This is a genomic window from Truepera sp. (assembly GCA_032027045.1).
GTDB lineage: Bacteria > Deinococcota > Deinococci > Deinococcales > Trueperaceae > JAAYYF01.
This window is the reverse complement of record JAVSMU010000001.1, coordinates 1,646,471-1,658,084: the sequence shown is the minus strand read 5'-3', so window position 1 is coordinate 1,658,084 and position 11,614 is coordinate 1,646,471. Positions and strand designations below refer to the sequence as shown.

The following is an 11,614-nucleotide window of genomic DNA, read 5'->3' as shown; positions in this document are numbered from 1 at the left end:
GGTCGGCGGAGGCCGGTAGTAGACTCGCAGGCGATGGAACTCTCCCTCAGACGTTCGACCCCCACCACCTGGGTCGGGGCGGTGCCCATCGGCAGCGGCCACCCGGTCGTGGTGCAGTCGATGACTAACACGGACACCGCGGCGGCGGCGGAGACTGCGGCCCAGGTGGCCGCTCTGTGGCGGGCCGGCAGCGAGATCGTCCGGGTGACTGTGAACGACGCCCGCGCGGCCGCCGCCGTACCGGAGATCCGCGCGCGGCTAGACGACATGGGCGTGACGGCGCCGCTGGTGGGCGACTTCCACTACAACGGGCACAAGCTCCTCACCGCCTACCCGGCCATGGCTGCCACGCTCGACAAGTACCGCATCAACCCCGGCAACGTGGGGCCGGGGAGGCGCCACGACGAGAACTTCCTGACCATCATCGACGTGGCCAAGGACAACGGCAAGCCTGTGCGCATCGGCGTCAACTGGGGATCGCTCGACCAGGCGCTCCTCACGAGCATGATGGACGAGAACGGCCAGCGGCCAGAGCCGTTGCCGGCGCAAGAGGTCCTCATCGAGGCCCTCATCGCGTCGGCGCTCAACTCGGCCGAGGCAGCCGAGGGCCACGGCCTGCCCCACGACCGCATAGTGATCAGCGCCAAGGTCAGCACCGTTCGCGACCTGTGGGAGGTCTACCGGCGGCTGGCTCGGCGCTGCGACTACCCCCTTCACCTCGGGCTCACCGAGGCGGGCATGGGCGTCAAGGGCGCCGTGGCCAGCACGGCCGCCCTGGCCCCGCTCCTCGCCGAGGGCATCGGCGACACCATCCGCGTTTCGCTCACGCCCGACCCGGGGGCGCCGCGCGAGCGCGAGGTCGAGATCGCCCAGGAGGTCCTGCAGGCGCTCGACATGCGCCACTTCGCGCCGAGCGTCACCGCTTGTCCGGGCTGCGGCCGCACCACGAGCACGCTGTTCCAGGAGATGGCGCGCGATATCCAGGCGCACCTCAAGGCGGCCATGCCGGCTTGGAAGGACCGCTATCCCGGAGTGGAGGCGCTGCGCGTGGCCGTCATGGGCTGCGTGGTGAACGGCCCCGGCGAGTCGAAGCACGCCGACATCGGGATCAGCCTGCCGGGGACGGGTGAGGCGCCGAAGGCGCCCGTCTACCAGGACGGTAAGCTCCTGACGACGCTACAAGGCCCCGACATCGCCGGCGACTTCAACCGCCTGCTGGACGACTACGTGGAACGGCGCTTCGGCGTCGTCAGCGCCGAGTAGGACCGGGGCTCCGACTGGCATCGGGGTCGCCGCCCTCTCCCCACGCTGCACCCGCGGCCGAGACCTTGCCCGGTTCGACCAGCACCTTCTGCGTCGGGTACGCGAAGTCGAGGCCCAACTCCGCGAAGCGCCGGTAGAGCAGCAGGTAGATCGCCTGTTGCGTGTCCATGAACACGCCGTAGTCGGGGTCGCGCATGTAATAGACCGACTCGAACGTGAGCGTTCCGCCCTGTGCGGAGACGAGGTGGGCGCGGTCGAAGCGGGCGTGCTCCTGCGCGGTGACCGTCTCCTTCACCACCTCGGGAACGCGCGCGACCAGGTCGGCCGGCACGCCGGCGACGATGCCGAAGTTCAGCACGGCGCGGCGGTCGCGCATGCGCTTGTAGTTGCGGATGCGGCTGGAGAGAAGGTCGCGGTTTCCCACCACCAGTTGCTCGCCGGTCAGGCTGCGCAACCGGGTGGTCCGCATGCCCACGTGCTCCACCGTGCCTCGCAGGTCGTCCACCGCGATCGAGTCGCCCACCTCGAACGGCTTGTCGAAGTGGATGGAGAGCGACGCGAACAGGTCGCCCAGGATGTTCTGCAGCGCCAGCGCGACCGCCAGGGACGTGATCCCGAGGCCGGCGATCAGCGTGGAAACGTTCACCCCTAGGTTGTCCAGCGCCAGGAGTGCGAACACCGCCAAGATCACGAGGCGCGCGAGGAACGCCGCCGCCGAGAGGGGCTCCCCGGCGCCGCCGGCTTCGGGTTCCACGCCGCGACGGACGAGAACCAACCGGTTGAGGATGGCGATGGCCCAGTTGGCGGCCTGAGCGAACACCGCCAGGGTGATGGCCCTGTCGGCCCAGGCCAGGGTGGCGCCACTCACCTGCAGGACGCGGGCGCCCGCGTAGAGCCCCAAGAGGATCAGGAACACGCCCCACGTGGAGGAGGCCAGGGCGTGCAGCGCCTTGGTGGTCTGGGGTGCGGAGGGATCCGCCGCTGCCCGGCCGAGGCGGCGGTTTAGCACGCGCCTCGCTATCAGGAGCGCCGCCAGGACCACGGCGGCCACCAAGGCGGCCACTAACCAGACCTGCCACGTCCGTTCTGGGCCTGCTGCGGCGACCGCCGTTTCCATGTACCTACTCTCCACCGGAGTCCTGGGCTTATCCTACCGTCATGAAGATCTACACGCGCACGGGTGATGACGGCAGCACCGCCCTGTTCGGCGGCTCGCGCGTCGGCAAGGACGACGCCAGGGTGGAGGCCTACGGCACCGTCGACGAGGCCAACGCCGCGCTGGGCCTGGGGCGCGCCGAGCTGGCGAGGTCGGGCGGCGCGGAGGATCCGCGGGCCAAGGAGTTGGACGAGGACCTGGCGGCGTTGCAGAGCCTGCTCTTCGAGTTGGGCGCGGACCTCGCCACCCCGCACGGCACCAAGACACGTGAGTTCATCAGACCAGTCGACGCCGCGGACGTGGAGCATGCCGAGGCGCTCATCGACCACTACTCCGAGGAGCTGCCGGCCCTTACCCACTTCATCCTGCCGGGCGGCACCGCCGCTTCGGCCGCGCTGCAACTCGCGCGCGCCGTCCTGCGGCGAGCCGAGAGGCACGCCGTGACCCTCGCGCGCACCGAGGAAGTGGGCGAGCACGTGCTGCCGCTCATCAACCGCCTTTCCGACCTGCTATTCACGCTGGCGCGCGTAGCGTGCCTGCGGCACGGCGAGGGCGAGGTCCTCTGGGAAGCGCGCAAACCCGAGAGGCGCAGGAAGCCCGGACACTAGGCCCGACGGCCGAGCCCCCGCACGCTGTCGAGGCCGCGCCTGTCGAGCTCCGCCGAGATGCCCTCGAGGATCTCCCGCACCACCCCCGGTCCCCGGTAGATGAAGGCCGTGTAGAGCTGCAACAGGTCGGCGCCGGCCTCCAGCCGGGCGAGGGCGCCATCGGCGTCGAAGATGCCGCCGACGGCAACGATCGGCAGGTCGGTGCGAGACCGGATCGACTTCAGGACACCCAACGCGCGCTGCGCCAGCGGGCGGCCCGACAACCCGCCGGCCTCCGCCTGGTAGGGAGAGGCAAGGCCGGCGCGCGCCACCGTCGTGTTCGTGGCCACCAGGCCCGAGACCCCGTTTGCCGAGGCGGCGTCGACCAGGTTAGCCAGCTCGGAGTCGGTGAGGTCGGGCGCGACCTTGAGGAGGACCGGCTTGGGGCCCAAACGCGATCGCAGCTCGGCAACCACCTCGAGGAGGCCGAGCAGCTGCGCAGAGTGCTGCAGGGCGCGCAGGCCCGGAGTGTTGGGCGACGACACGTTCAAGACGAGGTAATCGGCGACGTTCCACACGGCCGTGAGGGCAAGGCGGTAGTCGGCCGCGGCGGCCGTTAAGTCGACCACGCGCGACTTGCCGACGTTGACGCCCAGCACGGCGGTAGGCATGGTCGAGCGCTGCAGCCGCGCCAGCCGCGCGGCCATCGCGGCGGCACCCTCGTTGTTGAAGCCCATGCGGTTGATGAGCGCGTCGTCCTCTAGCAGCCTGAACAGCCGCGGGCGGTCGTTGCCCGGTTGGGGCGTGGCGGTGACGGTGCCGAGCTCCACGGCGCCGAACCCGAGGGCGGCCAGGGCAGGGAAGGCCGTGCCGTCCTTGTCGAGGCCGGCAGCCAGGCCGAGGGGGTTGGGAAAACGCAGGCCGAAGAGGTCGACCGCGAGGCGAGGGTCCGGCGGCGGGGCGAACGCGCCCAACAGCCTGGGCCCCAGGAAGGTGCGGCTGGCGAGGGAGAGACCACCCATCACTACGTCATGGGCCCGCTCCGGGTCCATGCGGAAGAGGACCCCTCTGGCTGCTTGGTAGAGACTCATCGGTTCCTTCGGCGGCTGTGAGAGCTTTCGGCGGCGGCGAGGGTCCGCGCCGGCGGCGGGGGAGGGGGGCGGACGGCAGGGAGCGGGGCTGACGGAGGTGCCCTTCGAGTCCAAAGGCACCGGATGACGGGGCCTGCCAGGCAGACGCGCGGCCGAACCGGCGCCCAGAAGCCCATGGTAACGTCGCCGCGTGCCCGAGTACGAGCAGTTCCTCGTGGAACAGGAGAACTTCCAGGGAACCCTCGGCGAGCTCGCGTACGCCCTGCGTACGCACGAGCTCGCCCCCAGGCGGATAGACCTCTACCAGCTCGTGCGCTCGTACCTCCTCTACTTCGAGCGCTACGCCGCCGCCGACCTCGAGCTGGCTACCGAGGCGCTGCCGCGCCTGGCGCACGTCATCGAACTGAAGACCCGCCTCCTCCTCCCCAAGCCCCCGAGGGCTACGGCGGACGACGAGGAGGAGGTGGTGGCCGCGACCCTGGAGGCCGTCGCCCTGCTGGAGGAGTTGGAGGATGCCATCCTGTTCCTGCGCCGGCGGCGTGAGGAGCGGCGCTTCGTGGTCCCGGCGAGCGCGAGCGCGCCCGAGTACCCACGGCGCGAGAGGCCGTCACGCGTCACCCCGGCGGAGCTAGCGAGGTTGGCGAGCAGGTACCGCGTGGGGGGCTATTTCGAGTTCGCCATCGAGCACCTCACGCTGGCGGGAATGGCTCGCTTCGTGCTGCGCGCCTTGCGCTCCGTCAAGAGCGCCCAGCTGTGGGAACTGCTCGGGGCACGCGACTGGTCGACACGCACGATCGGCCTGGCCGCCGTGCTCGAACTCGTGCGCGAGGGGCGCGTAAGCGCTCACCAAGACGAACCATTCGGACCGATAACCGTTACCGCCGCCCTAGCCGGCTCGGCGACTCAGAACCGCGGTCGGCCGCCCCAGTCACACCACGCCGACTGGGCGGACGCGGCCGACGCCGAGCCCCACGAGGACCCCGCTGCCGCGCCGGCCGCATGAAGCCCTCAGGCCAGGGCCTTGTGGTCGCGCTTCTTGCGCATGTTCGGGTCGAGGATGCGCTTGCGTAGCCGCAACGACTTCGGCGTCACTTCGAGCAACTCGTCGTCGTCCAGGTACTCGAGCGCCTCTTCGAGGCTGAGGCGCTTGCGGGGCGTGAGGAGCAGGTTGTCGTCGGAGCCCGAGGCGCGCACGTTGGTGAGCTTCTTGTTCTTGCAGACGTTCACGTCCAGGTCGCCCATGCGCGCGTTGGCGCCCACGATCATCCCCACGTACACCTCGGTACCGGGGTCGATGAAGAAGATGCCGCGATCCTCCAACTTGTAGAGGCTATAGGCGAAAGCCTCGCCCGCCTCCATGGACACCAGCGAGCCGTGGTTGCGCGTCATGACCTCGCCCGCGAACGGCTCGTAACCGTCGAAGGTGTGGTTGAGCAGGCCCTCGCCCTGGGTCATGGAGAGGAACAGGTTGCGGTAACCGAAGAGGCTCCGGCTCGGGATGCGGAACTCGAGCCGCGAGCGCGTCTCGCCCGGGTCCATGTTCACCAGCACGCCGCGGCGCGCCGTGAGGGACTCCATGACGCCGCCCATGGCGCTGTTCGGGATGTCGCACGTCGCGAGTTCGAACGGCTCCAGCGTTCGGCCGCCTTCGTCCTTCATGATCACTTCCGGGCGCGATACGCCGAACTCGTACCCCTCGCGCCGCATGTTCTCCACGAGGATCGAGAGGTGAAGCTCGCCGCGACCGCTCACCCGGTAGCGCTCGCTGCCGATCGGTTCCACGCGCAACGCGACGTTCACCAGCAACTCGCGTTCCAAGCGGTCCGCCAAGTGGCGGCTCGTGACGTAAGTGCCCTCGCGCCCGGCGAACGGGGAGGTGTTGGGGCTGAACGTCACGCTGACGGTGGGCTCGTCCACCACCACCGCGGGCAGCGCCGCCACGTGGTCGGGGTGGCACAGGGTGTCACCGATCGTCACGTCGTCGAGCCCGGATAGCACGATGATGTCGCCCGGCATCCCGACCTCGGTTTCGATGCGGTTGAGGCCCAAGTGCGTGTAGACCTTCGTTATGCGCGCCTTGGTCGGCTCCTTGCCCGGCGCCACGCGCACGACCGTGTCGCCCGGGCTCACCGTGCCGTCCAGCACGCGGCCGAGGGCCAGGCGTCCAAGGTAGTCGGAGTAGTCGAGGTTGGCGACCTGGAAGCGAAACGGCGCGTTCTCGTCGGCCTTGGCGAGTGGCACGTGGTCGTGTATCACCTGGAAGAGGGGCGCCAAGTCGGCGCTGGGCGGCTCGCCCTCCAGCCACGCGCGCCCCTCACGGGCGATCGCGTGAACGATGGGGAAGTCGAGCTGGTCGTCGTCCGCGCCAAGGTCGACCATCAGGTCGAACGTGAGCGAGGCGACCTCGTCGGGGCGGGCGTCGCGCCGGTCGACCTTGTTGATGACCACTATCGGCTTTAGGCCACGTGCCAGCGCCTTGCGCAGCACGAAGCGCGTTTGAGGCATGGGGCCCTCGGCCGCGTCCACCAGGAGCAGCACGCTGTCGACCATGGTCAGGGCGCGCTCGACCTCGCCCCCGAAGTCTGCGTGGCCCGGCGTGTCGACGATGTTGATCTTCTCGCCCTGCCACTCGACGGCCGTGTTCTTGGCGAGGATGGTGATGCCGCGTTCACGTTCGATGTCGCCCGTGTCCATCACTCGCTCCTCTAAGTGCTGGTTGGCACGGAAGACGTGTGATTGACGCAGGAGCCCGTCCACCAGCGTGGTCTTGCCGTGGTCGACGTGGGCGATGATGGCGACGTTCCTATGATTCATGGACTCTCCGGGGTATTGCGCGTCCGAGGCCGGCGACGCGCGTAACGGGAGAGTATAGCGCAAGCAAAGCCCAACGGACGGTCCGGGCCGAACATCTCGGCCTTAACCGCCCGTTGGGCTTCCTTGACGATCAATCACGGACGAGTGCGTTCCGAACGCTCGCGCGCCGCGTCGGAGGGTGCCCCATACGGCATACGCGCGGCCGATGCTAGCTGGCCCTAGTGCCTCCGTCGACGGTGTAGTAGCTGCCGGTCAGGAAGCTCGCTTCGTCGGAGAGCAGCATCACCACCAGGTTGGCCACCTCCTGTGGCGTGCCGTAACGGCCCAGTGGCACCATGCCCTTGAAGGCGTCCTCCTCGGTAGCGCCCACGTTCGACTCGATGCTCTTCATCATGCGCCCCGAGATCGGTGCGGGGCAGACGGCGTTGACGCGGACGCGTCGCGGTGCCTGCTCGAGGGCCGCGGTGCGGGTGATGCCGATCACGGCGTGCTTGGAGGCGATGTACCCGACCAAGCCAGGTGACCCGCCCAGGCCGGCGACGCTGGCCGTGTTGACGACCGCCCCGCCCTCCGAGATCCGCGGCAGCACGTACTTCAGCCCGAGGAACACGCCCTTCACGTTCACGTTCAGGACGGCCTCGAACGCCTCGACCGGGTAGTCGGGGATGGGCGCGGCGGGCCCCTCGATGCCGGCGTTATTGAAGAACAGGTCGATGGACCCGAAGGTGTCGAGCGCCTTCTGGGCGTACGCCTCGACCTGCGCGGGTTGCGTGACGTCGGCCTTCATGCCCTCGGCCGTCCCGCCGGCGGAACGCACGGCCGCAAGCGTCTCGTCGACGGCGCCCTGGTCGATGTCGACGATGAAGACCTTCGCGCCCTGCTTGGCTAGGGTGACGGCAGCCGTGCGGCCGATGTCGCCGCCGCCGCCCGTGACGATCGCGACCTTGCCGTTGAGTTCGAGCATGTGACTCTCCCATCAGTCGAGAGGGGACCAGCCATCGATGCCTCGTTTGACAAGGAGCGGTAACGCGCCCGCGTGGTCCCGAGCTTGCGTATGCCTCATCCTACGGAGGAGCGCCGAGGACATTCGTCCGGTCGCGTGAACAAGGCGCTTGGCGGAGGCAGACGACACAATGCCCTGCCCGGGTTTGGTAGGTTCTGCGTGGCGCTAAGTGCCGCGCCCGGGCCGCCCAGGTTGAAGGTGGGCGAGGCCATCGGCGACGTCTCGTGACGCGAGTGAAATCTGAACTGAGGATTAGGTGCCCATGCCCGTATCTCCCCAACCCCCTCACATCACCCTCTACACCACCTCCTGGTGCTCGGACTGCCACGCCCTCAAGGCCTACCTGGACGCCAAGGGCCTGCCCTATTCCGAGGTGAACATCGAAGACGATCCTGAGGCGGCCGAGCTGGTCATGCGTGTCAACGCGGGTCGGCGGAGCGTCCCGACCATGGTGGCGGGCGACCTGGCCGAGAGCCTCTCGAACTTCTCACCGCGCAAGGCGCGTGACTTCCTCACGCGCCTCGGGGTCGCCCAGATCTGAAACCCGCCGGCGGCACGCAGAACGGTTTTTCGGGCAGCTCGCGCCTGGGTGAAGATGGTAGTTTCACCCGCATGGCTGCCATGGGCGCTGGGCCGGGTCCGAGCGGTGACGGTGACCGGGCCGAGCGCGTGAGGACCATGTTCTCCGACATCGCGCCCACCTACGACCTCCTCAACGGCGTGCTCTCCTTCGGTGTCGACAGGCGCTGGCGGTCGGAGGCCGCACGCGCGGCCCTGGCCCACGTCCCTCGGGTGTCCGGCGCGGTGCTCGACGTGGCGACCGGAACGGGCGACCTGGCGTTCACCCTGAAAAGACAGCGACCGGACGTGCGCGTGGTGGGCGTGGACTTCGCCGCGCCGATGCTCGACCTGGCGCGGCTCAAGGCAGCCAAGCGTGGCGCGGACATAGAGTTCGAGCAGGCCGACGGCACGGCCCTGCCGTACCCGGACGCGACGTTCGACGCCGTCACCATCGCCTACGGTCTGCGCAACTTCGCGGAACCCGATGCCGGACTGCGCGAGTTCCGTCGTGTGCTCAAGACAGGGGGGCGACTCACGATCCTAGAGTTCCCCCCACCGCCCGCGGGCGCCTTCGGTGCGCTGTTCCGCTTCTACTTCACGCGCGTTCTGCCGCGCCTGGGCGGCCTGGTGTCGGGCGCGCCCGGTGCTTATGCCTACCTGCCGGAGTCGGTGCTGGCGTTCTTCACCCCCGAGGCCCTCGACTCGCACCTGTTGGAGGCCGGCTTCGAGAGGGTAGAGTACCGGCTGCAGACCTTCGGGGTCTCGGCGCTCCACGTGGCGGACGTCGTGCCCAAACCGGTCGGGAGGCGAACATGACTGACGAGCTTGAGCCCGCCAAGAAGGTCGACCCTCACGCAGGGTTCAAAGAGATCCACCTGGGGCTCCAGGGCGCCGGTGCGTTGGGCGGCTGGGCCATGACCCCCGACAGCGGCTTCGAGGTCAACACCGATTCCTCGCTCTTCGACTCGACCTTCGAAGACGGCGAGGATAGCCACGAAAGGCGCTTCGGCCTGGCCATAGAGCACCTCAAGGGCAGGGTGAAGGGTCGAGCGTACGACAACGACGTCATGCGCCTGCGGGTGGGTCCGGGCGGTTACTACGCGCAATCGCAGCGTTTCCCGGCGGCGTTCTTCGGCGATACGGCCAAGGCGAAGGTGAGCTACTTGACCGATGTCGAGGCCGCTGCCGTGGTGTGGGAGGCCGTGGCGCATTACCGGTCGGAGGAGGCCAGGTCGCTGCTGTGCGTCTACTCGGACGACGACGCCCCCGACTTCTTCCTCGGTTACCGCGTGAGCGACGACCAGCATTACGAGATCGGTAACCTGAGGCGGGCCGTGCCCTTGCACATGCGCGTCCTCTTCAACGCGGCGGAGACCGTGCCCCTGGTGGGCGCGAAGAGCGGGACCGTCATCTATCAACGGACGCGCTCCGGGAAACACGTGGTCGTGAAGGTAGCCGGCCGTCGCCGCCCGCTGATGGTGGGGCACGGCGACCACTGACGGAGGCCCGAACGGCGTGACGGTCGACCTGATCGTCGTGGGCGGCGGCATCACCGGCTGCGAGGCGGCCTACGCGGCCGCCAGGGCCGGCCTGGGCACGCTACTCGTAACCACGAGCCTCGACACGCTCTACGTGATGGCGCACGACGAGTACGAGCTGCAACCGCCGCCCGGCAGCCTCATGGAGGCCTGCCTGGGTGATTCGCGCGGTGGTCCGGTCGTGGCGGACGCCGTGGAGCTCAGGCGCCAAGCGAAGCGGCTGCTGGAGGCCGAGCCCGGTTTGCACCTCCTGCAGTCCACGGCGTCGGCACTCCTCGTGGACGGTTCGAGGGTCACCGGAGTCGCAACGTGGGAGGGCGTGGACAGGGCGGGCGGCAACGTGGCGCTCTGCGTCGGCAGCTTCCTCGGGGCGCGGCTCACCGTGGGGTCCAGCGTCGAGCACGCCGGGAGGTTGAGCGAGATGGCGTACGCCGACCTTGAAGAGGACCTCCTGGCCCGCGGGTTCCGGTTCGAGGCAGGGTCCTTACGGCTCGAGGCGCTGGGTGGGGCTCTGCCATACGAGGTCGGCTTCGACGTCTTCGCTGGTGCCGAGTGGTCGCCGGACACTTACCGCCTCGGTCGGCTCGAGGGGCTCTACGCCGCCGGCGCCTGCGTCGGCCGTCTCGGTTACGAGACGGCAGCGCTGCAGGGCATGACGCTCGCGCGAGCGGTCATGCGCCACGCGGTACCGTAGGCCCATGGACGACCGTTCGAGCAAGACACTCAGGCTGTTGGGCGGGGCGGAGATGCCGGTGCTCGGGCTAGGCACGTACCCGCTCGACAACGAGCAGGTGGAACCGGTCGTCGGAAGGGCGCTCGAGCTCGGCTACCGGCTGTTCGATACCGCCGAGTCCTACGGCAACGAGGTCGGGGTCGGCAGGGCGCTCGAGGCCTCGGGGATAGACCGCTCCGAGCTGTTCGTCACGACGAAGTTCAACGCAAGGTGGCACGGCGAGGACCTCGTACGAGAGGCGTTCCAGCGCAGCGCGGAACGCCTGCGGCTCGAGCGCATCGACCAGTTGATGATCCACTGGCCGAACCCGGCTCGGGGTCGGTTCGTGGACGCCTGGCGGGGGCTCATCCGGTTGCGAGACGAGGGACTGGTGCGCTCGATCGGCGTGGCCAACTTCAAGCCGCACCACCTCCAGCGGCTGCTGGACGAGACCGGGGTCGCGCCCGACGTCAACCAGATCGAGTTGAACCCGTTCGCCGACCGCTCAGCAGTGCGCGCCTTTCACGAGGAGCACGAGATAGCCACCGAGGCCTGGGCGCCACTCGGTAAGGGTGGTGAGCTGCTCGACGATCCGGTGATCGCGGACATAGGCGAGAGGCACGGAAGGACGCCGGCTCAGGTCGTGCTGCGCTGGAGTCTGCAGCTCGGCAACGTCGTCATCCCCAAGACGAAGCGCCGCGAGCGGCTGCTGGAGAACTTCAGCGTCTTCGACTTCACTCTTGCCGCGAACGAGATGGAGGCCATCGAGGCGCTGAGCCGCGGTGAGCGCGCCGTGACGCTCGACTCCGATGAGTTCGGTCACTGAGCCGGCCCCGTAACGCCTCGGCGTCTTCTCCAGGCAGGGGTTCAGGGCGGCGAGGGCGCTTCA

General features: G+C 69.0%; 12 protein-coding genes. 8 read left to right on the top strand and 4 right to left on the bottom strand.

Going from position 1 to position 11,614, the window contains the following annotated elements; all coding sequences use genetic code 11:
* Positions 1-33: 33 nt before the first annotated feature.
* Complete coding sequence (ispG, locus tag ROY82_07665) at positions 34-1,263, top strand: flavodoxin-dependent (E)-4-hydroxy-3-methylbut-2-enyl-diphosphate synthase (protein ID MDT3682336.1); 1,230 nt, start codon at positions 34-36, stop codon at positions 1,261-1,263.
* Here the strand turns inward: ispG and ROY82_07660 are convergent.
* Positions 1,250-2,380 (bottom strand): mechanosensitive ion channel family protein, encoded by a 1,131-nt coding sequence (locus ROY82_07660; GenBank protein MDT3682335.1) that lies wholly within the window; start codon positions 2,378-2,380, stop codon positions 1,250-1,252. The genes ispG and ROY82_07660 overlap by 14 nt on opposite strands.
* 41 nt (positions 2,381-2,421) lie before the next feature.
* Between ROY82_07660 and ROY82_07655 the strand changes: the two genes are divergently transcribed.
* Positions 2,422-3,027 carry a cob(I)yrinic acid a,c-diamide adenosyltransferase gene (locus ROY82_07655; GenBank protein ID MDT3682334.1) on the top strand — a complete coding sequence of 202 codons (606 nt, stop codon included), beginning with the start codon at positions 2,422-2,424 and terminating at the stop codon, positions 3,025-3,027.
* On the opposite strand, the gene ROY82_07650 is transcribed toward ROY82_07655, so the two are convergent.
* On the bottom strand, positions 3,024-4,097 hold the full coding sequence (locus tag ROY82_07650; protein MDT3682333.1) for a quinone-dependent dihydroorotate dehydrogenase: 1,074 nt from the start codon (positions 4,095-4,097) through the stop codon (positions 3,024-3,026). The genes ROY82_07655 and ROY82_07650 overlap by 4 nt on opposite strands.
* Before the next feature lie 190 nt (positions 4,098-4,287).
* On the opposite strand from ROY82_07650, the gene ROY82_07645 reads away from it, so the two are divergent.
* The gene (locus tag ROY82_07645; GenBank protein ID MDT3682332.1) at positions 4,288-5,100 is read left to right on the top strand and encodes a hypothetical protein; all 813 of its coding nucleotides are present in this window, start codon (positions 4,288-4,290) and stop codon (positions 5,098-5,100) included.
* A 5-nt stretch (positions 5,101-5,105) separates the two neighbouring features.
* Here ROY82_07645 and typA read toward each other — a convergent pair whose 3' ends face one another.
* Positions 5,106-6,911 (bottom strand): translational GTPase TypA, encoded by a 1,806-nt coding sequence (gene typA / locus ROY82_07640; protein ID MDT3682331.1) that lies wholly within the window; start codon positions 6,909-6,911, stop codon positions 5,106-5,108.
* A 208-nt stretch (positions 6,912-7,119) separates the two neighbouring features.
* Positions 7,120-7,875 carry a glucose 1-dehydrogenase gene (locus ROY82_07635; GenBank protein MDT3682330.1) on the bottom strand — a complete coding sequence of 252 codons (756 nt, stop codon included), beginning with the start codon at positions 7,873-7,875 and terminating at the stop codon, positions 7,120-7,122.
* Positions 7,876-8,176: 301 nt separating this feature from the next.
* On the opposite strand from ROY82_07635, the gene ROY82_07630 reads away from it, so the two are divergent.
* The 5 genes from ROY82_07630 to ROY82_07610 all read left to right on the top strand — a co-directional run bounded on the left by ROY82_07630 (position 8,177) and on the right by ROY82_07610 (position 11,551).
* Positions 8,177-8,455, top strand: coding sequence for a glutaredoxin family protein (locus tag ROY82_07630; protein ID MDT3682329.1), 279 nt, complete (start codon positions 8,177-8,179; stop codon positions 8,453-8,455).
* A 71-nt stretch (positions 8,456-8,526) separates the two neighbouring features.
* Complete coding sequence (gene ubiE / locus ROY82_07625) at positions 8,527-9,291, top strand: bifunctional demethylmenaquinone methyltransferase/2-methoxy-6-polyprenyl-1,4-benzoquinol methylase UbiE (protein ID MDT3682328.1); 765 nt, start codon at positions 8,527-8,529, stop codon at positions 9,289-9,291.
* Positions 9,288-9,974 carry a hypothetical protein gene (locus ROY82_07620; GenBank protein ID MDT3682327.1) on the top strand — a complete coding sequence of 229 codons (687 nt, stop codon included), beginning with the start codon at positions 9,288-9,290 and terminating at the stop codon, positions 9,972-9,974. Before ubiE ends, ROY82_07620 begins: the two co-directional genes overlap by 4 nt.
* Positions 9,975-9,990: 16 nt before the next feature.
* Positions 9,991-10,707 carry an FAD-dependent oxidoreductase gene (locus tag ROY82_07615; GenBank protein MDT3682326.1) on the top strand — a complete coding sequence of 239 codons (717 nt, stop codon included), beginning with the start codon at positions 9,991-9,993 and terminating at the stop codon, positions 10,705-10,707.
* Between the two features lie 4 nt (positions 10,708-10,711).
* Positions 10,712-11,551, top strand: coding sequence for an aldo/keto reductase (locus ROY82_07610; protein ID MDT3682325.1), 840 nt, complete (start codon positions 10,712-10,714; stop codon positions 11,549-11,551).
* Positions 11,552-11,614: the final 63 nt, after the last annotated feature.